Here is a 24,012-nt window from a genome sequence, read left to right on the forward strand (position 1 = left end):
GTGTATCATCCTGTCTCTTTTTTCCTTGCGACCTATCTCGATTCGCTGAACATCCCAGGCTATGTTTTTGAGCCACCTTCAGCGGTCAATGGAGTGACAGCTTATGCACGACACCCTCCAGCAGGTCTTTGGTTATCCACAGTTTCGTTTGGGCCAGGAAGCCGCGGTCAGCGCTGTGCTGGCCGGTCGTTCGGCGGCGGCAATTTTCCCTACCGGGTCGGGCAAGTCCCTGTGTTACCAGTTGTCGGCGGTGTTGCTACCGCACCTGACGCTGGTGGTGTCGCCGTTGCTGGCGCTGATGCAGGACCAGTTGGGTTTCCTGCAACGCCATGGCATCTCGGCCGGCAGTATCGATTCGGCGCAAAGCCGCGATGAGGCCAATGAGGTGATGGCTCGTGCGCGTTCGGGTGAGTTGAAAATCCTGATGATTTCCGTGGAGCGCTTGAAGAACGAGCGTTTTCGCAACTTCCTGCAAAGCGTGCCCATTTCGTTACTGGTGGTGGATGAGGCGCACTGTATTTCCGAATGGGGCCACAACTTCCGTCCGGACTATTTGAAGCTGCCGGACTACCAGCGTCAGTTCAATATCCCACAAGCGCTGCTGCTGACGGCTACGGCGACGCCCAAGGTGATTGCCGATATGCAGGCCAAGTTCGCCATTGCGCCTGACGACGTGATCACCACGGGCTTCTACCGGCCGAACCTCAACCTGTTGGTAGAGCCGGTGAGCGGCGCGGACAAGCGTCGGCGGCTGGTGCAATGGATGAGCGAGCGGCCCAACCAACCGAGCATCGTCTACGTCACGTTGCAGAAAACCGCCGAACAGATCGCCGAGCACTTGAATCGCAATGGCATCCAGGCCGAGGCGTATCACGCCGGCTTGCCCCACGACAAACGCGAGGGCATCCAGCAGCGCTTCATGGGCGGGCGCTCCAATTGCATCGTCGCCACCATCGCGTTTGGCATGGGCATCGACAAGAGCGATATCCGCAATGTGGTGCATTTCGACCTGCCCAAATCCATCGAGAACTACAGCCAGGAAATCGGCCGTGCCGGGCGTGACGGGCAACCCTCGGATTGCCTGGTGCTCGCCAACCGCGACAGCCTCAATGTGCTGGAAAACTTCGTGTACGGCGACACGCCCGAGCAGGAAGGCATTCGCCGTGTACTGGAAGAGTTACAGGCGGCGCGGGGGGATGGGCAGTGGGAGTTTCTGCTGCGGTCGCTGTCGGACCACAGCAACATCCGCGAGCTGCCCCTCAAAACGCTGCTGGTGCAGTTGGAGCTCAAAGGTGTGATCGCGCCGCGCTACGCGTTTTACGCTGAGTACCGGTTCAAGTACCTGATCGAGCCCGATGCTTTGCTCGCGCGATTTTCCGGGGAGCGGCAGGCGTTTGTCGCCGCGATCATCCAGGTGTGCAAGCGGGCCAAGACCTGGGCGACGGTGGATTTCGACGCGCTTTATCAACAGCACCACGCCGAGCGCAATCGCGTGGTGAAAGCGCTGGATTACTTCCAGGAACAGGGCCTGATCGAGCTGGAAAGCAAGCAGATGACGGAGGTCTACAGCCTGCTGAATACCGATTTCGACCCGCAGGTGTTGAGCGCCGAGTTATACACAGGCTTCAAGCAACACGAGGTCACGGAGGTGGCGCGGATTCACGCGATGCTCGATCTGTTCGCCACCGAACATTGTCTGGGCCAGCGCCTGGCCCGGTATTTTGGTGATGAAAATGCGCCGCAGCGCTGCGGGCATTGTTCTGTGTGTCACGGCCATGTCGCGCATTTGCCCGCGCCGCCGAGCCTGGCGCCGCTTGTGGATAAAAACTTCATGGCGCTGTGCGGTGATTTTATCCACAGGCATCATGAGCACAACGGCCAACTGCCCGGCGCCGAACGGCTGACGCGGTTCCTGGGGGGGATCAGCGTGCCGCTGTTCACCAAGTTGAAGGCACGCGGCATTCCTGGTTTTGCTGCGCTGGAGGACTACCCCTACGCCGAGGTGCGCGAGTGGGCCGAAACCCATTTGAATGATCTGTAAACTCACTTTGACGAGAGGTGCCCATGCCTGACTCCATGCCCCAACGCGCCGATTACCGCCACTTCCAGCCGATCATCACGCGCTGGCACGACAATGATGTGTATGGCCATGTGAACAACGTGACCTACTACAGCTTCTTCGACACCGCAGTGAATACCTACCTGATCGAACACGGTGGCTTGGATATTCATGACGGCGAGGTGGTGGGGTTTGTGGTGAGTTCGGCGTGTGATTACTTTGCGTCCATCGCCTTTCCCGAGCGCATCGAAATTGGCCTGCGTGTGGGCAAGTTGGGCAACAGCTCGGTGCAGTATGAGTTGGCGGTATTCAAGGCTGGCGAGGAGGACGCCTGTGCGGCGGGGCGCTTTGTGCATGTATTTGTGGATCGGGGAACGAACCAGCCGGTGACGATCCCGGGGATGTTGCGCGAGGCGTTGCAGCGGTTGGTGGCCTGACTGTGGGAGGGGGCTTGTTCCGATAGCGGTGTATCAGCCAGCACATGGGTGACTGAAACTCGGCTATCGGGAGCAAGCTCCCTCCCACAGTGTTTCTTCAGTGTTCTCTAGATCTGATCAATCACGGTAGTGATGCTTGTTCTTGCGATGCCCATAGGCATGCCCACGGCCACGGTGATCATCCCGGTCATAACGACGGTTGTCACGGCCACGGTAACCACGGTCGTCGTCATCGCTCTTGTTGCCCATGTAGTTGCCCAGTGCGCCACCCGCGCCGCCGCCTGCAGCTGCGCCGATCAGGCTGCCGGTGGTGCCGCCCATGCTGCGGCCTACCACGTTGCCGCCCGCTGCGCCCAGGGCGCCGCCAATGGCTGCTTCGCCGCGGCTGCGTTTGTCGGCGCCAACCGCACTGCCGCCCGCGCCGCCCAGGGCGGCACCGATGGCCGAACCGGTGTTACCGCCGACCTGCTGGCCGACGACCGAACCGAGTACCCCGCCCAATGCGCCGCCCACACCGGCTTCGGTGGTGCCGCCGGCCATGGCTGCGCCACTGACCAGGCCAAGGGACAACAAGAGAATCGAGGAGAACTTCATAGAGAGACCTCAAGAGGATGACGGCGCGATCCTGAGGCTGTGTCGACATTGTGACAATAGAAATCCGACCAGTAACACGACTTGTACACAATTCTCTAAGTTACTGTTTTAACTAGGGAACTTAAGTGGTTTTGGCGGGTCTGTAGTTACTTCGGAACGGCCGCTTTTATGCAAAAGCGGCCTTTTTTGTGCCCGGAATTTACGCCGAGCGCGCCGTGATCAGGCCATTGTCGCTCGCCGCCTCCAGGCGAATCGCCACAAACTTCGACGTCGGCGTATGGCTGCCGTCCCCAGTGCTTTCCAAGGGCACCAGTGGGTTCACTTCCGGGTAGTAAGCCGCTGCCTGCCCCGCCGGAATATCGAACGCCAGTAAGGTAAAGCCTTTTACGCGGCGCTCACGGCCGTCTTCCCACAGCGACACGATGTCCGCCTTCTGCCCCGGCTTGAAGCCCAGGCGGATGATGTCGGCTTCGTTGACGAACAACACGTCACGCTGGCCTTTCACCCCGCGATAGCGGTCGTCCAGGCCATAAATGGTGGTGTTGTACTGATCGTGGGAGCGCATCGACTGCATGATCAGGTCCGGCACGCGCCCGGTGGCGTGGGTGCGTTCGTGGATCAGGTCCTTGGGCAGGACGTTCGGGCGGAAGTTGGCGCGGCCCGAAGGCGTGCTCCAGCGACGTGCCCCGGCGGAGTTGCCGAGGTAGAAGCCGCCTGGGTTCTTGATGCGCTCGTTGAAGTCCTTGAAGCCTGGGAGGGTGTCGGCGATCAGCTCGCGAATACGCCCGTAGTCGGCCACCAGCCAGTTCCAGTCCACCGGTTTGCTGCCCAGGGTCGCGGCGGCGATGCCGGCGAGAATGGCCGGCTCGGATTTCATCAGGGTCGACAGCGGTTGCAACTGGCCGTTGGAGCCGTGGACCATGCTGAACGAGTCTTCCACCGTGACCGCTTGCGGGCCTTCGGCCTGGATGTCGATGTCGGTGCGGCCCAGGCACGGCAAGATCAGCGCGTCTTTGCCGTGCATCAGGTGGCTGCGGTTGAGCTTGGTGCTGATCTGCACGGTCAGGTCGCAATTGCGCAGGGCTTCGAAGGTGCGCGGGCTGTCTGGCGTCGCTTGGGCGAAGTTGCCGCCCAGGCCGATAAACACTTTGGCGCGGCCTTCCAACATGGCGTGGATCGCTTCGACCACGTTGTGGCCGTTGGTGCGCGGTACCTGGAACTGGAAGCGCCGCTCCAGGGCGTCGAGGAACGCCACCGGCGGCCGTTCGTTGATGCCCATGGTGCGGTCGCCCTGCACGTTACTGTGGCCGCGCACCGGGCACAGGCCGGCGCCCGGGCGACCGATATTGCCGCGCAGCAGCATCAGGTTGGCGATTTCCTGGATGGTCGGCACCGAGTGACGATGCTGGGTGATGCCCATCGCCCAACACATGATCACGTTCTTGCCTTTGGCGTACATGCGCGCCGCTTGCTCGATTTCCACCAGGGGCAGGCCGGACTGCGCGACGATTTCATCCCAGGAGGTGTCGTCGATCTGGCCGAGGTAATCGAGCACGTTGACGGTGTGTTCGTTGAGGAAGTCGTGGTCGAACACCGCTTCCTTGCCTTCGGCCTGGGCCTGGCGTTCCCACAGCAACAGGAACTTGGCCATGCCGCGCAGGATGGCCATGTCGCCACCCAGTGCCGGGCGGAAGTACGCGGTGTTGGTCGGTTTGTCACCGTTGGTGAGCATTTCCAGCGGGTGTTGCGGGTGCTGGAAGCGTTCCAGGCCGCGCTCTTTGAGCGGGTTGATGCACACCACCTGAGCGCCGCGTTTCACTGCTTCGCGCAGCGGTTCGAGCATGCGCGGGTGATTGGTGCCGGGGTTCTGGCCCCAGACGAAAATCGCGTCGGCGTGTTCAAAGTCATCAAAGGTCACGGTGCCTTTGCCGACGCCGACACTTTGCGCCAGGGCCACACCGCTGGCTTCGTGGCACATGTTCGAGCAATCCGGGAAGTTGTTGGTGCCGTAGGCGCGCACGAACAACTGGTAGAGGTACGCCGCTTCGTTGCTGGCGCGACCCGAAGTGTAGAACTCGGCCATGTCCGGGCTGGGCAGGGCGTTGAGGTGCTTGCCGATCAGCTCGAACGCCGCCGCCCAACTGATGGGCTGATAGCGGTCGGTCTGTGCGTCATAGCGCATCGGCTCGGTCAGGCGGCCCTGGTATTCCAGCCAATAGTCGCTCTGCTCGATCAAGGCGGTGACGCTGTGTTTGGCGAAAAACGCGGCATCGACGCGGCGTTTGGTGGCTTCCCAGTTGACGGCCTTGGCGCCGTTTTCGCAGAACTTGACCATGCCGCTTTCCGGCGAGTCGCCCCAGGCGCAGCCCGGGCAGTCGAAGCCGCCGTTCTGGTTGGTCTTGAGCATCATGCGCAGGTTTTTCAGCGCGTTGTCGCTGGTCAGCCATGCCTGCGCCACGCTGATCAGCGCGCCCCAGCCGCCTGCGGCACCTTTGTAAGGCTTGTAGCGCGGGGTCGGGGTTTGGTCGGCTTGGTGATGATTGCTCACGGCTGTTTCTCCATCGCAGGGCTGTAGACCCGCGGCGCACTTTTCTGCGGCAGGTGGATGAGATTGAGGTTGTGCCGGCGTGCCCATTGCAGGGCCAGGCCGGTGGGCGACGACAGGCTGACCAGGGTCTGGATGCCCGCGCGCAGGACTTTCTGGATCAACTCAAGGCTGCAACGGCTGGTGACAATGGCCAGGCCGCCTTCGCTGGGAATCCGTTGGCGGATCAACGCGCCGATCAATTTATCGAGGGCGTTGTGTCGGCCGATGTCTTCGCGGCCCAGCAACAACTCGCCCTGGTTGTTCATGAACACGGCCGCATGCACCGCGCCGCTGTGCTGGCCCAGAGGCTGGAACGCGCTGATGCGCTGGCGCAGGCCGTCGAGCCATTCGGCCGGTGGCAGGGGCGCGCCGGGCAGTACTTGAAGGTCCGGCAGGGCTTGCTCCAGCGCTTCCACGCCGCATAACCCGCAACCGCTGGTACCGGCTAGTTGGCGGCGCTGTTGCTTGAGGTTCCAGAACGCGCGGCTGGAAATCTGCACCTGAGCGTACTGGGCAGAGCCCGTGCCGCTGAGTTTCAGGTCATAAATATCGCTAACGTCGGCGATAATGCCGCTGCCGATGCTGAAACCTACAATGAAGTCTTCCAGGTCCGTCGGCGTCACCAGCATCACGGCCTGGCTGATGTCGTTATAGGCGATCGCCAACGCCACTTCTTCCGCCAGCGCGGTGCTGGCGACTTCAGTGTGTTCGAGCGTGCAAAACTGGTAGCTCTGGCTGGCGGCGGGGGCGGGCGTTTGAACAGCGGGCGCCGCGCAGACTGGGCGCTTGGCGTTCATGGGGCAGTACCGACGGCGGATGGGTCAGTGGTTAGACTAGGCGCGACAAAGCGTCGCGTCTAATTGCCAGTACTGATCTGCCGATAGATGACGTCGATCAAGACTCTGCCTGCGATTTCTGAAACAGCGCGAAACATGCTTCCGCCAAGGCTGAGCGCGGGGCGCTGCGTCGCATGATCAACCCCAGGCGGGCCAGGGTGTGGGCGTCTTCAATCGGTTGCAGGCGCAAATGCTCGGTCAGGGCGTCCAGGCCGCCGTCCAAGGGCATCACCGCACAGCACAGCCCGCCGTGGACAGCTTGTAACAACTGATGGACCGCATCGGTCTGCAACAACGGCTGCGGCTGCAGGCCTCGGCTATGGAAGTTGTGATCGATGGACTGACGGAAGTGCATGCCGCTGGTGAGCATGCCCAGGGGCAGTTCGATCAGTGCCTCCCAGCTCAGGGGCTTTTCGCCGAAGCTGAAGTAGCGTTGGTCGTACAGCAGGCCCATGCGGGTTTCTCCGAGGGCCAGGGAGTCGAAGCGCTCGTTGTCCAGGCGGTCGAGGTACGACACGCCGAGGTCCAGGCGATTGCTCGCCAACTGTTCGAGGATTTGTTCGGAGCTGAGTGCCGACAGCTCAAAGCGCAGGCTCGGGTGTTCTGTGTGCAGTTGTTGCATCAGCGCCAACGGATCGAAACTCGACAGCGGCACCACGCCCAAACGCAACGTCCCCACCAGGTTGCCGCGGCAGGCGGCGGCTTCGGCCAGCAGGCCGTCATACGCCGCCAGCACCGTGCGCGCCCAGGCCAGCACGCGCTCCCCCGGGGCGGTGAAGCCTTCGAAGCGCTGGCCACGGTTGACCAGTGGCAGATCGAGTTCTTCTTCGAGGCTGCGCAGGCGCATCGATAGGGTCGGCTGGGTGATATGGCAACGCGCAGCCGCCTGGCCGAAGTGGCGCGTCTCGTCGAGGGCGATGAGGAATTTCAGCTGCTTGATGTCCATCTTCGCTCCAGGGCTTATTCCAATGGCGGGGGGATTCTAGCGCGTTTGGATCTTTGGCCGGGTTGGAACCCGGTTCTGTAAGACTGGTCTAGTCTTTGGCATCTGGAACTTAACCCCCAAGGAGAGAGCAGCATGAGTATTTTCAGCTTTGTAAAGGAAGCCGGCGAGAAGTTGATCGATCTGTTGACGCCGGGTAATGCGAACGCCAGTGAGCAGTTGAAGGCGCATGTGGCCAAGGTCGGTCTGGGTAGTCCGAACGTACAGACCACGGTTGACGGCGACAAGGTGACCGTAACCGGTGAAGTGGCCAGCCAGGAAGAGAAAGAGAAGATCCTGCTGGCGCTGGGCAATATTGCCGGGGTTGCGAGTGTGGATGACCAGATCAAGGTCACCAACCCCAGCTCGGGTGCGACGGCGCGTTTTGTCGTGGTGAAAAAGGGCGACACCCTCAGCGCGATTTCCCTGGCGGTGTATGGCAACGCCAATCTGTACAACAAGATCTTCGAGGCCAACAAGCCGATGTTGTCGAGCCCGGACAAGATCTACCCAGGGCAGACACTGCGTATTCCTGAGCAGTCCAAGTAAAAATGTGGGAGGGGCGGTGCGACGATTCGGCTTGCCCCCTCCCACATGGGTTCAGAGTCCGACAATAAGCTCCCGGTAATCCTCGACTGCGGCAAATTCTCCGGTGTCCTTCGGCCCTTTTTTGCTGTCCGGCTCTTTCACCGCCAGCAAATGGCCCACGCCAAACGCCTGGGCGCTGCGCAGGATCGGCAAGGTGTCGTCGATGAACAGGCTGCGCGCCGGGTCGAAGTCGATGTCGACTTGCAGGGCGTCCCAGAACTGCGGGTTTTCCTTGGCGAAACCGTAGTCGTGAGAACTGATCATCCGCTCGAAATACGACGCCAGCTCGATGCGTTCCATCTTCAATGACAGCGAATCACGATGCGCGTTGGTGATCAGGATCACGCGCTTGCCAGCCTGTCTGAGCGCGGCCAGAAAGGTGTCCGCATCCGGGCGCAGCGCGATCAAGTGGGCGGTTTCCAGCTTGAGTTCGCGCACTGGGATCTTCAGCTCTGCACTCCAGAAATCCAGGCAATACCATTGCAACTGGCCAGCGTTACGCTCGAACAGCGGCTGCAACTCCATCTCGGCCATCGCCCGGCTTACCCCGTGCAATTCGGCGTAGCGTTGGGGCAGGTGCTCCATCCAGAAGTGGTTGTCGTAATGCAGGTCGAGCAGGGTGCCGTCCATGTCCAGCAGGACAGTGTCGATGGCGTGCCAGGGCAAAGAGGGCATGGGGCGTTCTCATGTAAGTAAAGATATCCGACACAGACAATCGGAAAAGCCACGGTATAGTAACCCGATCACGCCAAGGAGCCGCTTATGCGCCAGAAACCCACCGTCCTCGCCCGCGAAATAGTCGCCAGTAGCCGTTTGTTCCGCGTGGAGGAAGTGCAGCTGCGCTTTTCCAATGGCGTTGAACGGACCTACGAGCGTCTGGTGGGGCGCGGTGCCGGCTACGGCGCGGTGATGATCGTGGCGATGATTGACGCCGACCACGCGTTGCTGGTGGAAGAGTACTGTGGCGGGACCGACGCCTATGAGATTTCCTTGCCCAAGGGCCTGATCGAGCCGGGCGAGGATGTGTTGGCGGCGGCAGACCGCGAACTCAAGGAAGAAGCCGGCTATGGCGCACGCCAGTTGGAGCACCTCACCGAGCTTTCGCTGTCGCCTGGCTACATGAGCCAGAAAATCCAGGTGGTACTGGCCACCGATCTGTATGAAGAACGCCTGGAAGGCGATGAACCCGAGCCGATGCGTGTAGACAGGGTCAACCTGCGCGAGCTGTCGCAACTGGCGCAAAACGAGCAGTTCAGCGAAGGCCGTGCCCTGGCCGCGCTGTACCTGGTACGAGACCTGTTGACCCAGCGTGGAGCGTTCAGCGCATGAGCGAACTGTTTCTAGGCCATCCTTTTATAGCCCCGGTGATCGAACTGGCCCGCCAGGCCGGTGAAGTCATCATGCCGTACTGGCGTGCCAACGTGGCGGTGACGTCCAAGTCCGATGATTCACCTGTGACAGCGGCGGACCTTGCCGCTCATCATCTGATTCTCGCCGGCCTTACCGCTCTTGACCCGAGCATCCCGGTGCTTTCCGAAGAAGACGCCGATATCGACCAGGGCGTGCGCGCCGGCTGGCAGCGCTGGTGGTTGGTGGACCCGTTGGATGGCACCAAGGAGTTTATTTCTGGCAGCGAGGAATTCACCGTCAACGTCGCCTTGATCGAACAGGGCCGCGTAGTGTTTGGCGTGGTGTCGATGCCCACCAGCGGCCGCTGCTACTTTGGCGGCGCGGGCCTGGGGGCGTGGCGTTCGGATGTGAATGAAGCGCCGAGGCCGATCCAGGTGCGCCAGGCCCCGGCCGCCGGCGAGGCGTTTACCGTGGTTGCCAGTCGTCGGCACAGCAGCCCTGAGCAGGAGCGTTTGCTCAAGGGTTTGAGCGACGGGTTGGGCGAGCTGAAGCTGGCGAATATCGGCAGCTCGTTGAAGTTTTGCCTGTTGGCCGAAGGCAGCGCCGATTGCTACCCGCGCCTGGCGCCGACATCCCAGTGGGATACCGCCGCAGCCCAGGGCGTGCTCGAAGGCGCGGGCGGTGAAGTGCTGGAATTGAGCGGCGAGCCGTTCAGCTATCCGGCGCGGGAATCCTTGCTGAACCCGTTCTTTTTGGCGTTGCCCGCCAAGGCCGCGTGGCGTGAACGCTTGCTGACCCTGGCCCGTTCTTAAGGCCTCAGCAGATCAAAATGTGGGAGGGAGCTTGCTCCCGATGACGGTGGTTCAGTCACAGATGTACCGACTGATACCCCGCCATCGGGAGCAAGTCGAATCGTCGCACCGCCCCTCCCACTTGTTTTTGTAGCGTGGCGGCTAGCGGTGCAGGACGTACTGGCCGCTAAACGCCACTGCGCGCTCGTCACTGCCGTCATTCACAATCCAAGTCTCCAGCGTCAACCGCGCGCGGCCGTGTCGCTTGTACGTCGCCACAAAGCGCTTCCACACCTTCTCCTCCGGCGCCTGGCAGACCACGGTCGCGTCTCGTGTGACCGGCAGCGGATAACTGATCTGCCCTTCCTGGATCACGATATGCCCGTCTTCAACACCTTCTTCGCGCAGTTGCAAATGCAGCCAGCCCCAACCCGCTAATACGGCGCCGCAATAGAGGCTGCCGCCGAACATGGTGCTCTTGTGGTTGATATTGGCTTGCAAGGGCAAGTGCAATTGCAGTTGGCCGTGCTGCCAGTCGAGCACCTTGAGGCCCATTTCCCGGGTGAGGGGAATGTCGTGGTGGAGGATGGATTCCAGGTAACGGCTGTCGCGGCTCATGGCGGCCTCTTGGTGGGTAGGGTGGGTCATTCTTCGTCGCTGCTGTGGCTGGCGCTGTCGGCAAAGTTGAGGCCGTGCTTGCGCAGTTTGTCGTGCAGGGTTTTACGCGGTACGCCGAGGGCTTCGGCGAGGCTGCGCAGGGAGCTGTGCGGGCGGGTCAGTTCGGCGGCGATCAGGCTTTTTTCGAACTGTTCGACTTGTTCGCTCAGGCCGCCGGGGGTGGAGGTCAGCACGCCGGCGCAGGGGTTGTCCGGGGTGTTGTCCAGCGCCAACTCCAGGCCCAGGGCGAAGCGCTCGGCGGCGTTCTGCAATTCGCGCACATTGCCCGGCCAATTGTGGCGCAGCAGCAACGCACGCTGGCCCGGCTGCAGTTCGTGCAGCGGCAGACCATGGCGGCTGCTGGCTTCGTCGGCAAAGTGCTGGAACAGCATCAATGCATCTTCACCGCGCTCGCGCAGCGGCGGAATGCGTAACGGTGCGACGTTGAGGCGGTAGTACAAGTCGGCGCGGAAGCGGCCCTGGTCGGCGGACTGGCGCAGGTCTTCCTTGGTGGCGGCGATGATGCGGATATCCAGCGGGATCAGTTGATTGCCGCCCAGGCGCTCGACCACGCGCTCCTGCAGCAGGCGCAGCAGCTTGACCTGCACATCCAGGCTCATGCTTTCGATTTCATCGAGGAACAGCGTGCCGCCGTTGGCGAATTCGAATTTGCCGATGCGGCGTTTTTGCGCGCCGGTAAAGGCGCCTGGCTCGTGGCCGAACAGCTCACTTTCGACCACCGACTCAGCGAGCGCCCCGGCGTTGATCGCCACGAAAGGCCCACTGCGTCGGCTCGACAAATCGTGCAGTGCGCGGGCGACTACCTCTTTGCCGGCGCCGGTTTCGCCGAGAATCAGCACATCGGCCTTGGTTGCCGCCAGCGCGCCGATCTGCTCACGCAGGCGCAACATTTGCGGGGAATGCCCGACCAGGCGCGAGCTCAATTGCTGGCGATCACTAAGGGCCAGGCGCAGGCTGCGGTTATCCAGCACCAGCTGGCGCAGGGCCAGGGCGCGACGCACGCTGTCGAGCAGGGCATCGCTGGCGAACGGCTTTTCAAGGAAGTCATAGGCCCCGGCACGCATGGCCTGTACCGCCAGCGGCACATCGCCGTGGCCGGTGATCAGCAGCACCGGCAGGTCCGGGTCCTGGCCGTGCAGGTCAGCCAGCAACTCCAGACCGTCCATGCCGGGCATGCGGATATCGCTGACCACCACGCCCGGCCAATCCCGCGACAGGCGCGCGGTGAGGCCGCTGGCTTCGCCCAGGGGCAAGACTTTCAGCCCGGCCAGGTCCAGGGTCTGGCACAGGGCCTGACGCAAGTGTGGATCGTCGTCGATTAACACTACCTGGATCTGGTTATCGATACTCATACACTGCGGTCCTCGGACGGTTGCAGACTGACGCCCGGCGCGCCGGCACGCAATTTCAAGGTTAACAGCGCGCCGCCTTGCTTGTGGTTGGCAAACAGCAGTTCGCCACCAAAGGCACGCATCAAGGTGTCACAGATCGCCAGGCCCAGCCCGAGGCCCTGGGTGCGGGTCTTGGTGGTGTAGAACGGTTCGCTGGCGCGGCCCAGGGCTTCCATGCAAAACCCCGGGCCGTTGTCGCGAATGTACAGGTTGACGCCCTGTTCGGTGGTTTCGGCACTCAGCCAGAGTTTGCGCGGTGGGCCTTTCTCGGTGAGGGCGTCGAGGGCATTGGCCAGCAAGTTGCCCAGCACCTGGCGCAGGCGGGTTTCACCAGCCTCGACCCACAGGGTGGCCTCGGGCAAGTCACGGATCAACTCGACTTCCATCGCGCGCCGCCGCTTGGCCAGCAACGCCAGCGCGTCGTCCAGCGCCGGTTGCAGGGCGACGCTTTCCGGCGCATGCCGATCGCGCCGAGCGAAAGCGCGCAAGTGGGCGATGATCGAGGCCATGCGCCCGGTCAGTTCGCTGATCAGCTTGAGATTGCCGCGGGCATCGTTGGTGCGCTCATGGTCGAGCAGGATTTCGGCGTTTTCCGCATAACTGCGAATCGCCGCCAGGGGCTGATTGAGCTCGTGGCTGATACTCGCCGACATGGTGCCCAGCGCCGACAATTTGCCCGCCTGCACCAGGTCATCCTGGGCGCGCACCAGTTCCTGCTGGGCGTGTTCGCGCTCCAGCACTTCCTGTTTCAGGCGCCGGTTGAGGCCTTCCAGGTCGCTGGTGCGCTCGGCCACGCGCCTCTCCAACTCGCGCCGGGCCTTGGCTTCGAAGGCGATGCGGTCCAGGTAGTGCCGACGGCGCTGCATCATCAGGCCCAGCAGCAACATCAGCACCAACAGCGTGGCGCCGCCCACCGCAACCACGGTGCGCACCGGACGGTTGATCAACGATTGTGGCGCGAGGATCTCTACGTTCCAGCCGGTTTCGGCGATGGCCGTGGATTGGCGTAACCACGCCGTCGGGCTCAAGACCAGCGGTTGCGGATCGCGGGTGGGGTAGGGCTGGATGGCGATAATCGCCTGGTGCTCTTCGGCCGTCAGTGGCCGGGTGGCGCGGAATCGCCATTGCGGGCGCGAGGTCAGGATCACGACGCCGTTGTGGTCGGTGACCAGCAGTTGCTCCGGGGTGTTGCCCCACAGGCTTTCGGTGTGGTCCAGGTCGACCTTGACCACCAGCACGCCGATGATTTTCTCGCCATCGCGCACTGCGGCAGCGAAGAAGTAACCGCGTTTGGCCGAGGTGGTGCCCAGGCCGAAGAACCGCCCCAGGCGCCCGGCCATGGCTTCGCTGAAATAAGGGCGGAACGAGAAATTGCGCCCGACGAAGCTGTCTTGCTTGTCCCAGTTGGACGCGGCGAGGGTCTTGCCGGTGGTGTCCATCAGGTACATCACTTCGACCCCGGCCTGGGCGGCGACGTCCTTGAGCAACAGGTTGGCGTTGGCCAGGTTGGTGCTGACCTGCGGTGCCGCCAGCGCGGTGCGCAGGGCTGGCAAATCACCGAGGATCTGCGGCAGCACTTCATAGCGATGCAGGGTGCCCAGCAGGTTGGCGACGTACAGGTCGAGGGTCTGACGGTTCTGCCCGGCCAGCTCGCTGCGATAGTAGCGCTCGGCCAGGTGCTCCAGCGGCCACAGCAGCGGCGCCAGGCACAACGCCAACAGGGCGAGGCTGCGCCAGCGGGGTCTTCGCGGGAGAGATGGGGTCATGGGGGTCATGCGCCTGAGGGTACAGGCGCATTATGCCTAGTGCTGGTGTGCAAGACACTCGCGCAATGCGTCTTGCCACGACGGCTGGCTGACCTGCCACTGCTGTTGCAGGCGGCGGCAATCGAGGCGCGAGTTCAATGGGCGCTTGGCCGGCGTCGGGTAGGCGCTGGACGGGATCGCTTCCAATTCGGCGCAGGGTTTGCCTGCGGCGCGCAGGTGTTCGCCAATCGCCTGGGCGAAGCCGAACCACGACGTTTCGCCTTGGGCAGTCAGGTGATAGACACCCCAGTCGCCCGCCTGGCCTGCCTGCCAGCGCTCGATCAACGCGCGGGTACTGTTGGCGATGGTGCCGGCCCAGGTCGGCGCGCCGATCTGGTCGGCGACGATGCGCATCTGCGGTTTTTCTTGCAGCAGGCGCTGCATGGTCAGCAGGAAGTTCTTGCCGTGAAGGGAGTAGACCCAACTGGTGCGCAGGATCAGGTATTCGCCCCCCACGGCCGCGATCGCCTGCTCACCGGCGAGCTTGCTCTTGCCGTAGACGCCCAACGGGTTGGGGGTGTCGGCTTCGGTGTAAGGCGCAGGTTTACTGCCGTCGAACACGTAGTCGGTGGAGTAATGGATCAGCGGTACGCCCAAGGCCTTGGCTTCTTCGGCGAGGACGCCGGGCGCGGTGGCGTTGACCGCGAAGGCCGCGTCCGGTTCGCTTTCGGCCTGATCGACCGCAGTGTGGGCCGCGGCGTTGATGATCAGGTCGGGGCGATGGGCGCGCACTTGCGCGCGGATCTGGTCGACGTGGGCCAGGTCCAGCCTGTCGCGGCCCAGCACGATGAGTTCGCCCAGGCCCTGGAGCCGTTGTTGCAGCGCTTGGGAGAGTTGGCCGTGTTGGCCGGTGATCAGGATCTTCATGGGAACAGGTCGGCGTCCATCAGCAGTTTGCCGGCCTGATCCTTGGCGGACAGTTGCGGCGGTTCGGTCAGCTCCCAGTCGATGGCCAGTGTGGGGTCATTCCAGAGGATGCTGCGCTCGGCGCTCGGCTGGTAGTAGTCGGTGGTCTTGTAGAGGAATTCTGCGTAGTCGCTCAACACCACGAAACCATGGGCGAAGCCTTCCGGCACCCACAGTTGGCGGTTGTTCTGCGCCGACAGGCGCACGCCGACCCATTGACCGAAGTTCGGTGAGCTGCGGCGAATGTCGACGGCTACGTCCAGCACTTCGCCGGCGATGACACGCACCAGTTTGCCCTGGGTATGTTCAAGCTGATAATGCAAGCCCCGCAGCACGCCTTTTTGCGAGCGCGAGTGGTTGTCCTGCACAAATTGCGTTTGAAGCCCTGTGGCCTGGGCAAAGTCCCTGGCGTTGAAGCTCTCGTAGAAAAAGCCGCGCTCATCGCCAAAAACCTTCGGCTCGATGATCAATACGCCGGGCAACTCAGTGGCGGTTACATTCATTCAGTATCCCCGGCGAGCGTGTACAAATATTGACCATAACCGGTTTTGCCGAAGTACTTGGCACGTTCCAGAAGATGGTCACGATCGATCCAGCCATTCTCGTAAGCGATCTCTTCAAGGCAGGCTACTTTCAGTCCTTGACGGTGCTCAATGGTCTGCACATAGGTCGAGGCTTCGAGCAGGCTGTCGTGGGTGCCGGTGTCGAGCCAGGCGAAGCCACGTCCAAAACGCTCCACATGCAGGTCGCCGCGCTTGAGGTAAGCGTTGTTCACGTCGGTGATCTCCAGTTCGCCACGGGGCGAAGGCTTGACCGCCTTGGCGATCTTGACCACGTCGTTGTCGTAGAAATACAGGCCGGTCACGGCATAGCTGGATTTCGGCTTCGCCGGCTTCTCTTCGATAGACAGGGCACGGCCCTCCTTGTCGAAGTCGATTACGCCGAAACGCTCTGGGTCTTTGACCCAATAGCCGAACACGGTGGCACCTGACGGGCGTTTGGCGGCGGTGCGCAGTTGATCACCGAAGTGTTGGCCGTGAAAAATGTTGTCGCCCAGAATCAGGCACACGGGGTCGTCGCCGATGAACTCTTCGCCAATGATGAAGGCTTGAGCCAAACCGTCTGGAGACGGCTGCTCGGCATAGCTGAAACGCACGCCAAACTGGCTGCCATCCCCCAGCAGGTTGCGATACTGCGGCAAGTCCATCGGTGTGGAAATCACCAGGATGTCCTTGATTCCGGCGAGCATCAGCACCGAGATCGGGTAGTAGATCATCGGCTTGTCATACACCGGCAACAGTTGCTTGGACACGCCCAGGGTGATGGGGTGCAAACGGGTGCCGGAGCCGCCGGCCAATACGATTCCCTTAATCATGCAATCAGATCCTTCATGTCGGTATTGCCCAATCGTTGGCCCTGATAACTGCCGTCCTGGACCCTGCGGCACCATTGCAGGTTATCGAGGTACCACTGCACGGTTTTGCGCAGCCCGGTTTCAAAGGTTTCTTGCGGGACCCAGCCCAACTCGCGTTCGATCTTGCTGGCATCGATGGCGTAGCGCTGGTCGTGGCCGGGGCGGTCCTTGACGAAGGTGATCAGGTCGGTGAAGTGCGCGATACCGGCCGGGCGTTGCGGCGCCAGCTCTTCCAGCAGGGCGCAGATGCTGCGCACCACGTCGATATTCTTCTGCTCGTTATGGCCGCCGATGTTGTAGGTCTCACCGACCACGCCTTCGGTCACCACCTTGAGCAGCGCACGGGCGTGGTCTTCGACGAACAGCCAGTCGCGGACTTGCAAGCCATCGCCATACACTGGCAACGGCTTGCCGGCGAGGGCGTTGAGGATCACCAGTGGGATCAGCTTCTCGGGGAAATGAAACGGCCCGTAATTGTTCGAGCAGTTGGTCAGCAATACCGGCAGGCCATACGTGCGCTGCCAGGCGCGGACCAGGTGGTCGGACGCGGCCTTGCTGGCCGAGTAGGGCGAGCTGGGTGCATAGGGCGTGGTTTCCGTGAACAGATCATCCACGCCATGCAGGTCGCCGTACACCTCGTCGGTGGAGATGTGGTGGAAGCGGAACGCGCTCCTGGCCGGCTCTGCGAGCGTCTGCCAATAGGCGCGGGCGGCTTCCAGCAGGCTGTAGGTGCCAACGATGTTGGTCTGGATGAAATCCGACGGGCCGTCGATGGAGCGGTCGACATGGGACTCGGCGGCCAGGTGCATGATCGCCTGGGGCTCGAAGCGCGCGAGTACAGCGCTGACGGTGGCCTGGTCGACGATATCGGCCTGGACGAACTCGTAGCGGCTGTTGGAGGCGATGCTGGTCAGCGACTCCAGGTTGCCGGCGTAGGTCAGTTTGTCCAGGTTGAGCACTTCGTGCTCGGTGTGTTGAATCAGGTGGCGGATCAGGGCAGAGCCGATGAAACCAGCGCCGCCAGTGACAAGAATGCGCATGTTCGGAGGGCCTTTTCCTTGGACGGACGTTAAGCGGATGGAGCATAGCTTGAGTTGTGAGGCGGATCTGTGCAAGCGCGGCACGTCGGGGGGGTTGCCTAACCCCCATCAACAATGGCGATATAAACGCCTGATAAAAACAGAGGTCCACATCATGTTGCTCGCCACGTTGATCCATCGCACCAGCCTGCCCTGCCCACAAGTGGGGCCAGACCAGGCGGTACGGTTACTTGAGCAGCATTACGGCCTCACGGGCACCTTACGGTCCCTGGGCAGCCAGCAAGACCTCAACTACAGAGTCGACAGCGACCGGGGCCGGTTTGTGCTGAAAATCTGCCTGGGCGACTACGCCGCTGTTGAACTGCACGCCCAGCACGCCGCGCTCCGCACGTTGCAGACACAGGACAGGTTGCGCGTTCCCCGGGTCATCAAGGCCCTGACCGGTGAAGACCTGCTGACCGTGACTGTCGACGGGCAAACCCTGCACCTGCGGCTGTTGGATTACATCGACGGCCAACCCTTGATCCACCTGCCTCACGTGGGCCGCGAGGTCATCGCAGGCTTCGGTGAATTGTGCGGGCGGATGAGCCAGGCGCTGGCCGATTTCACCCACCCAGGCCTGGAGCGGACCCTGCAATGGGACCCGCGCCACGCTCAGGAACTGATCAGCCACCTGCTGGCGACCCTGCCAGACTTGCCCCACCGTGCTGCATTGGCGCAAGTGGCCGAGCAAGTCGGTACGCGCATTCGGCCCCTGGCGGATCACTTGCCGTGGCAAGCGGTACACATGGACATCACCGATGACAATGTGGTCTGGCAGCGCGATGCCCTGCGCCATTGGCAGGTCCAGGGGGTGATCGATTTCGGCGATCTGGTGCATACCTGGCGCATCGCCGACCTGTCGGTGACCTGTGCCGCCCTGTTGCACCATGCCCAGGGCGATCCCTTTGCCGTCCTGCCCGCAATCCAGGCTTGTCACGCCGTTACGCCTTTGCAACGCGCAGAATTACAGGCGCTGTGGCCGCTGATCGTCGCCCGTGCGGCGGTGCTGGTACTCAGCAGCGAACAGCAGCAACGCCTTGATCCCGATAATGACTACCTGTTGAAAAACGCCGAGCATGAGTGGGAAATTTTCCACGTTGCGACGTCGGTGCCGTTTGAATTGATGGAGGCGGCGATCCTGTGCAGTGTCGGGCAGACGCTGCCGCCGATCGCCAGCGAGGGGTTCGCGCCGCTCTTGCCGGGGCTGGTGGGGCGTGAGTTCGCGCTGATCGACCTGGGGGTGCTCAGCCCGCACTTCGAGGCGGGCAATTGGGAGCATCCCGGGATTGACCGGCGATTACTGGACGAGGCCGCGGCGGTTCACGGGCTGGCGGCCAGTCGCTACGGCCAATACCGTTTGTCGCGCACGAACCCAGACAGCGCCACGGAGCCGCAGACGCTCCCGCTGCATGTCGAGTTGCACCTGCCCCACGGCACGGCGGTGGAAGCGCCCTTCGCCGGGGCGCTGCATGTCGGCGCCGATGGCCTGTTGTGGGTGCAGAATGGCCCGTTGAGCCTGCGGTTGTGGGGCGTAAAAACCCTGTTGAAAGCGGGTTCGACGGTGGTGGAAGGGCAAATGCTGGGCGAGGTCCACGCCCCCCTGACCGTGCAATGGTGCCGCGCCGATCTTGAACCGCCGTTGTTCTGCACGCCGAGCCGAGCATTGGCGTGGCAAGCGCTATGCCCGTCACCTTCGACGCTGCTGGGGCTGGCCTGCGATGCCGAACCCGAGCTCGACCCTGAAGCCCTGCTGGCGCGCCGCGACGCCAGCTTCGCGCGCTCGCAGAAGCACTATTACGTCGACCCGCCGCGCATCGAACGGGGCTGGCGCAACCACCTGATCGACATGCAGGGCCGCTCCTATCTGGACATGCTCAACAACGTGGCCGTGCTCGGCCATGGTCACCCCCGCATGGCGGCGGTGGCTGCGCGGCAGTGGTCGCTGCTCAACACCAACTCGCGCTTTCACTATGCGGCGATTGCCGAATTCTCCGAGCGTTTGCTGGCGCTGGCGCCGGACGGCATGGATCGGGTCTTCCTGGTCAACAGCGGCACTGAGGCCAATGACCTGGCGATCCGCCTGGCCTGGGCCTACAGCGGCGGGCGCGACATGCTCAGTGTGCTGGAGGCCTACCACGGTTGGTCGGTGGCGGCGGATGCGGTGTCTACGTCGATTGCCGACAACCCCAAGGCCTTGAGCAGTCGTCCGGAGTGGGTGCATCCGGTGACCGCGCCCAATACCTATCGCGGCGAGTTCCGCGGGCAGGACAGCGCGCCGGATTACGTGCGAAGTGTGGAACACAACCTGGCGAAAATCGCCGCGAGCAAGCGTCAATTGGCCGGCTTCATCTGTGAGCCGGTGTATGGCAATGCCGGGGGAATCTCCCTGCCGCCGGGCTATTTGCAGCAGGTGTATGCGTTGGTGCGCGCCCAGGGCGGCGTGTGCATCGCCGATGAAGTGCAGGTGGGTTATGGCCGCATGGGGCATTTCTTCTGGGGCTTTGAAGAGCAGGGCGTGGTGCCCGATATCATTACCATGGCCAAGGGCATGGGCAACGGTCAGCCGTTGGGGGCGGTGATCACCCGGCGGGAGATTGCCGAGGCGCTGGAGGCCGAGGGGTATTTCTTCTCGTCATCGGGGGGCAGCCCGGTCAGTTGCCGGATCGGCATGGCGGTGCTGGATGTGATGGAGGAAGAAAAGCTCTGGGAAAACGCCCAAGTGGTCGGCGCGCATTTCAAGGCGCGCCTGGAAGCCCTGATCGACCGTCACCCGTTGGTCGGTGCCGTTCACGGCTCCGGCTTCTATCTGGGCCTGGAGCTGGTGCGCGACCGGCATACCCTGGAACCCGCGACCGAAGAGACCACACTGCTGTGCGACCGCTTGCGTGAGCTGGGGATTTTCATGCAGCCGACCGGTGATTACCTGAACATTCTCAAGATCAAGCCGCCGATGGTCACTTCCAAACGCAGTGTGGACTTCTTTGTCGACATGCTGTCGAAGGTGTTGGATGAACAACTGTAAATAATCGATTGTTATCGGTTATTTGCTGTCATATTTTTCGACTATGTTCTTTTGATGCTGTTAAGGCCGATTTTTATCCGCTATAAAGTCGGCTTTCACCCTTTCGGAGCCCTGATTGCCATGACCACCCTGCACAGCACACCTCGCGCCGATGGCTTTCATATGCCCGCCGAATGGGCGCCACAGACCCAGGCCTGGATGATCTGGCCCGAGCGCCCGGACAACTGGCGCCTGGGTGGCAAGCCGGCACAGGCCGCGCACGTGGCAGTGGCCAAGGCCATCGCGCGTTTTGAGCCGGTCACCGTCGCGGTTTCCGCCGGCCAATACGAAAACGCCCGCGCCCGTTTGGATGTGCCCAATATCCGGGTGGTGGAAATGTCCAGCGACGACGCTTGGGTGCGTGACACCGGCCCGACCTTCGTGATCAACAACAGTGGCGAAGTGCGCGGCGTGAACTGGGATTTCAACGCCTGGGGCGGTTTTGACGGTGGTCTGTATGCACCGTGGAATCGTGACGCGCAGGTCGGCGGCAAGATTCTCGAGATCGAACGCGCGCCGCGCTACCGCACCGAAGGGTTTGTGCTGGAAGGCGGTTCGATTCACGTCGACGGCGAAGGCACCCTGATCACCACAGAAGAATGCCTGCTCAACCGCAATCGCAACCCGCATCTCGACCGCGCAGCCATCGAGGCTGTGCTGAGCGCCAACCTGGCTGTGGATAAGATCATCTGGTTGCCGGACGGTCTGTTCAACGACGAAACCGACGGCCATGTGGATAACTTCTGCTGCTATGTGCGCCCAGGCGAGGTGTTGCTGGCCTGGACCGACGACCCGCAAGACCCGAACTACTCCCGCTGCCACGCGGCCATGGACGTGCTGCTAAGCAGCACTGATGCCCAGGGACGCTCGTTCACAGTGCATAAAATGCCGATTCCGGGGCCGCTCTATGCCACCGAGGAAGAGTGCGCGGGTGTGGACCCGGTGGACGGCAGTCAGGAGCGCAATCCTTCCGTGCGTCTGGCCGGTTCCTACGTCAACTTCCTGATTGTCAACGGCGGCATCATCGCGCCGAGCTTCGACGACCCGCTGGACAGCCAGGCCCGGGAAATCCTGCAGAACCTGTTCCCGCAGCACGAAGTGGTGATGGTGCCGGGCCGCGAACTGTTACTGGGTGGGGGTAATATCCATTGCCTGACCCAACAACAGCCTGCTCCGCAGAAAAGTTGAGTGCACTTGTAACAACGCCGGAACGGCGACCGGACGCCAGCCGGTTTTAGCGTTCACTGCAAGCCCGCGGCCCCGTAAGGCCGTGGGCTTTTTTGTGTCCGATTGCCTATAAACACGGCACATTGGCATAGCTCTTGTATTGGCATTGTCACAGTAGCCCACGGTGATGACTGCGCAGTTCTGTCATAAACCTTGAGTAAGTTAGCCGCTCACGCAGTAGGAGAGAGCGCTGAAATGAATGCCAATATCAACGTGGTGCACACGCGCACGTTCCACCCCGTGCGGGTCAACAGTGACGAAATCCATGCGCTGGCGCTCTGGTTGAAGACACACGGCTCACGGCAGATCAGGCAGCAGCCAGATTTACGCAGTGTGATGAGTGAGCGCTACCCGGCTGGCTTGTTCAGCGAGGATGAAGTGCATGCATTGTGCGAATTGATGAATAACTAAAAACTCGCCTATCAAAAATGAGCGAGTGAGCTTGCTCGCCATTGCGGTGTGATCTCCACTGAATAAGTGGCTGACCGACATCGATCACGCGTAAGCGCCCAATTCAATTTGCACGCGTTATGTCTTCCCAAGCGTGCGACTTGTAAAATACGTTACTAAATATGTATTTTTTCTGTATGGATGAGATTTCCAGGCAATGCTTAAAGCGTTGTAGGCCGTGGCTTAGAATTTTTTTGCCTAAACACAGACGATTCGCGAAATTGACACGTAGTTCAACGCGAGACTAGCATTGCGTCCAACGCCTGTGGCTAACAGCCATGACTCAACCAATAAAAAAAAGGCCCGCGGTAGTTAAGTCGTCTGCGGGCTTTGTTTTTTTCGGAAAAAGTCGACACCAAAACAGCAATAAGGAGCCTGGTGTCATAGCGCGTATTCAATCAGTAATAAGGAATAAAAAAAATGTTGAAACAACGGATGAGTCTGATCGCTCTGGGGATTTTGAGCGCATCGACAGCAATGGCAAACGACCAGGAACAATCCAAGGGTTTCGTTGAAGACAGCCATCTGAACATCGCAGCGCGTAATGCTTACATCAGCCGTGACTACAAGAACGGCAAGCAAGACAAAGCCGAATGGGGCCAGGGCTTCATCGGCAAGTTTGAGTCCGGCTTCACCCAAGGCACCGTCGGTGTGGGTGTGGACGTGATTGGCCAGTACGCCATTCGCCTGGACGGCGGTAAAGGCCGCAGCGGCGCGGGCGGTATCGACTTCTTCAAGCAAGGCGACAGCGGCTCGGCTGCCAACGACCTGGCCAAAGGCGGCGCGGCGGTGAAGTTCCGCCTTTCCAACACTGTGCTCAAGTACGGTGACCAGTTCCCGAACGTGCCCGTGCTGGCTTACGACAACTCTCGTCTGTTGTCGGAAACCTACACCGGTACCTCGATCGTTTCCAAAGAGATCGAAGGTCTGCAACTGGATGGGGGCCACTTCACCAAGGAAGCGCGTAAGAGCGCTGAAGGTACCGACAGCGGCCGTCTGAAAAGCATCGATTACATCGGCGGTAGCTACAAATTCACCGAAAGCCTGTCGGCAGCGCTGTACGCCTCCGACATGCAGGACGTACTGAAGAAGCAATACGTCAACGTCAACTACGTGCTGGCCCTGCCAGAAAAGCAGTCGCTGACGTTTGACTTCAACGGCTACAAAACCAAGCTGGATCGCAGCTTCGCCCTGGAAAACCAAGGTGATGCAGACGCGCGCGACAACAAAATCTGGAGCCTGGGCGCCACATGGGCTGTCGGCCCGCACAGCTTCATGGTCGCTCACCAACGCAGCACCGGCGACACTGGCTACCTGTACGGCGGCTACCGCAACGATGGCGGCATCGGCGACGGTGGCAACACCATCCTGCTGGCCAACTCCTACTGGTCCGACTTCAACGGCAAGGACGAGCGTTCGTGGCAAGCGGCCTACGGCATCGACTTCGCTACCTTCGGTGTGCCTGGCTTGACCTACAACGTGGCTTACGTCCGCGGTACCAACATCGACGACGGCAGTGGCCGTGGCGATGGCACCGAGCGTGAAATCTGGAACCAGTTCAAGTACATCGTCCAGAGCGGCCCAGCCAAAGACCTGAGCCTGCGTGCTCGTGCCTCGTGGTTGCGCGTTTCCAACAACGCTGACAACTACAACGTAGGCGGTAACGAATTCCGCCTGTTCGCCGACTACCCGATCAACGTTTTCTAATTGATCCGGCGTCGCGCCTGATTGCAGGCGATAAAAAACCCCGACTGGTTCGGGGTTTTTTTATGTC

At 61.6% G+C, this 24,012-nt stretch carries 21 protein-coding genes; 9 read left to right on the top strand and 12 right to left on the bottom strand.

Features of this window, described 5'->3' with window-relative positions; translation table 11 throughout:
* Positions 1 to 103 precede the first annotated feature (103 nt).
* Positions 104 to 2,041, top strand: a complete 1,938-nt coding sequence (locus J2Y83_RS00640) for a RecQ family ATP-dependent DNA helicase (protein ID WP_253392605.1) — start codon at positions 104 to 106, stop codon at positions 2,039 to 2,041.
* A gap of 23 nt (positions 2,042 to 2,064) precedes the next feature.
* Positions 2,065 to 2,496: an acyl-CoA thioesterase gene (locus J2Y83_RS00645; protein WP_253392607.1), complete on the top strand. Its 432-nt coding sequence runs from the start codon at positions 2,065 to 2,067 to the stop codon at positions 2,494 to 2,496.
* Positions 2,497 to 2,613: 117 nt separating this feature from the next.
* Here the strand turns inward: J2Y83_RS00645 and J2Y83_RS00650 are convergent, their stop codons facing one another.
* The 4 genes from J2Y83_RS00650 to J2Y83_RS00665 form a co-directional block, all read right to left on the bottom strand.
* Positions 2,614 to 3,090: a glycine zipper domain-containing protein gene (locus J2Y83_RS00650; RefSeq protein ID WP_253392609.1), complete on the bottom strand. Its 477-nt coding sequence runs from the start codon at positions 3,088 to 3,090 to the stop codon at positions 2,614 to 2,616.
* A 199-nt stretch (positions 3,091 to 3,289) separates the two neighbouring features.
* Positions 3,290 to 5,638: an FdhF/YdeP family oxidoreductase gene (locus J2Y83_RS00655; RefSeq protein WP_253392611.1), complete on the bottom strand. Its 2,349-nt coding sequence runs from the start codon at positions 5,636 to 5,638 to the stop codon at positions 3,290 to 3,292.
* Positions 5,635 to 6,474, bottom strand: a complete 840-nt coding sequence (gene fdhD / locus J2Y83_RS00660; RefSeq protein ID WP_253392613.1) for a formate dehydrogenase accessory sulfurtransferase FdhD — start codon at positions 6,472 to 6,474, stop codon at positions 5,635 to 5,637. Before fdhD ends, J2Y83_RS00655 begins: the two co-directional genes overlap by 4 nt.
* Positions 6,475 to 6,571: 97 nt before the next feature.
* Positions 6,572 to 7,459, bottom strand: coding sequence for a LysR family transcriptional regulator (locus tag J2Y83_RS00665; RefSeq protein ID WP_253392615.1), 888 nt, complete (start codon positions 7,457 to 7,459; stop codon positions 6,572 to 6,574).
* 132 nt (positions 7,460 to 7,591) lie between these two features.
* On the opposite strand from J2Y83_RS00665, the gene lysM reads away from it, so the two are divergent.
* A complete protein-coding gene (lysM, locus tag J2Y83_RS00670; protein ID WP_253392617.1) occupies positions 7,592 to 8,044 on the top strand; it encodes a peptidoglycan-binding protein LysM in 453 nt (150 codons plus the stop codon).
* Positions 8,045 to 8,095: 51 nt separating this feature from the next.
* Here the strand turns inward: lysM and yrfG are convergent, their stop codons facing one another.
* The gene (yrfG, locus tag J2Y83_RS00675) at positions 8,096 to 8,758 is read right to left on the bottom strand and encodes a GMP/IMP nucleotidase (RefSeq protein ID WP_253392619.1); all 663 of its coding nucleotides are present in this window, start codon (positions 8,756 to 8,758) and stop codon (positions 8,096 to 8,098) included.
* 87 nt (positions 8,759 to 8,845) lie between these two features.
* On the opposite strand from yrfG, the gene nudE reads away from it, so the two are divergent.
* The gene (gene nudE, locus J2Y83_RS00680) at positions 8,846 to 9,412 is read left to right on the top strand and encodes an ADP compounds hydrolase NudE (RefSeq protein WP_247404398.1); all 567 of its coding nucleotides are present in this window, start codon (positions 8,846 to 8,848) and stop codon (positions 9,410 to 9,412) included.
* A complete protein-coding gene (gene cysQ / locus J2Y83_RS00685) occupies positions 9,409 to 10,245 on the top strand; it encodes a 3'(2'),5'-bisphosphate nucleotidase CysQ (RefSeq protein ID WP_253392621.1) in 837 nt (278 codons plus the stop codon). Before nudE ends, cysQ begins: the two co-directional genes overlap by 4 nt.
* A gap of 141 nt (positions 10,246 to 10,386) precedes the next feature.
* Here the strand turns inward: cysQ and J2Y83_RS00690 are convergent, their stop codons facing one another.
* The 7 genes from J2Y83_RS00690 to rfbB are packed head-to-tail and all read right to left on the bottom strand — an operon-like array spanning position 10,387 to position 17,458.
* Positions 10,387 to 10,842: a YiiD C-terminal domain-containing protein gene (locus tag J2Y83_RS00690; RefSeq protein ID WP_247404403.1), complete on the bottom strand. Its 456-nt coding sequence runs from the start codon at positions 10,840 to 10,842 to the stop codon at positions 10,387 to 10,389.
* Positions 10,843 to 10,868: 26 nt separating this feature from the next.
* On the bottom strand, positions 10,869 to 12,254 hold the full coding sequence (locus J2Y83_RS00695; RefSeq protein ID WP_253392623.1) for a sigma-54-dependent transcriptional regulator: 1,386 nt from the start codon (positions 12,252 to 12,254) through the stop codon (positions 10,869 to 10,871).
* Entirely contained in the window at positions 12,251 to 14,059 is a 1,809-nt protein-coding gene (locus tag J2Y83_RS00700; RefSeq protein WP_253392625.1) for a sensor histidine kinase, read from the bottom strand. Before J2Y83_RS00700 ends, J2Y83_RS00695 begins: the two co-directional genes overlap by 4 nt.
* Before the next feature lie 36 nt (positions 14,060 to 14,095).
* On the bottom strand, positions 14,096 to 14,965 hold the full coding sequence (gene rfbD, locus J2Y83_RS00705) for a dTDP-4-dehydrorhamnose reductase (RefSeq protein ID WP_253392627.1): 870 nt from the start codon (positions 14,963 to 14,965) through the stop codon (positions 14,096 to 14,098).
* A complete protein-coding gene (gene rfbC, locus J2Y83_RS00710; RefSeq protein ID WP_247400195.1) occupies positions 14,962 to 15,507 on the bottom strand; it encodes a dTDP-4-dehydrorhamnose 3,5-epimerase in 546 nt (181 codons plus the stop codon). Before rfbC ends, rfbD begins: the two co-directional genes overlap by 4 nt.
* Entirely contained in the window at positions 15,504 to 16,379 is an 876-nt protein-coding gene (rfbA, locus tag J2Y83_RS00715; RefSeq protein WP_253392629.1) for a glucose-1-phosphate thymidylyltransferase RfbA, read from the bottom strand. Before rfbA ends, rfbC begins: the two co-directional genes overlap by 4 nt.
* Positions 16,376 to 17,458 carry a dTDP-glucose 4,6-dehydratase gene (rfbB, locus tag J2Y83_RS00720; RefSeq protein ID WP_253392631.1) on the bottom strand — a complete coding sequence of 361 codons (1,083 nt, stop codon included), beginning with the start codon at positions 17,456 to 17,458 and terminating at the stop codon, positions 16,376 to 16,378. The genes rfbA and rfbB overlap by 4 nt, the downstream gene beginning before the upstream one ends.
* 154 nt (positions 17,459 to 17,612) lie before the next feature.
* Between rfbB and J2Y83_RS00725 the strand changes: the two genes are divergently transcribed.
* From J2Y83_RS00725 to J2Y83_RS00740, 4 genes are all read left to right on the top strand, one after another.
* A complete protein-coding gene (locus tag J2Y83_RS00725; protein WP_253392633.1) occupies positions 17,613 to 20,522 on the top strand; it encodes an aminotransferase in 2,910 nt (969 codons plus the stop codon).
* A 120-nt stretch (positions 20,523 to 20,642) separates the two neighbouring features.
* Positions 20,643 to 21,749 (top strand): agmatine deiminase, encoded by a 1,107-nt coding sequence (aguA, locus tag J2Y83_RS00730; protein ID WP_253392635.1) that lies wholly within the window; start codon positions 20,643 to 20,645, stop codon positions 21,747 to 21,749.
* A 234-nt stretch (positions 21,750 to 21,983) separates the two neighbouring features.
* Positions 21,984 to 22,199, top strand: a complete 216-nt coding sequence (locus J2Y83_RS00735) for a hypothetical protein (RefSeq protein ID WP_253392637.1) — start codon at positions 21,984 to 21,986, stop codon at positions 22,197 to 22,199.
* A 459-nt stretch (positions 22,200 to 22,658) separates the two neighbouring features.
* The gene (locus tag J2Y83_RS00740) at positions 22,659 to 23,945 is read left to right on the top strand and encodes an OprD family porin (protein ID WP_253392639.1); all 1,287 of its coding nucleotides are present in this window, start codon (positions 22,659 to 22,661) and stop codon (positions 23,943 to 23,945) included.
* The last annotated feature ends 67 nt before the right edge of the window (positions 23,946 to 24,012 follow it).

This window comes from Pseudomonas marginalis (assembly GCF_024169655.1).
Classification (GTDB): Bacteria; Pseudomonadota; Gammaproteobacteria; order Pseudomonadales; family Pseudomonadaceae; genus Aquipseudomonas; species Aquipseudomonas paraveronii.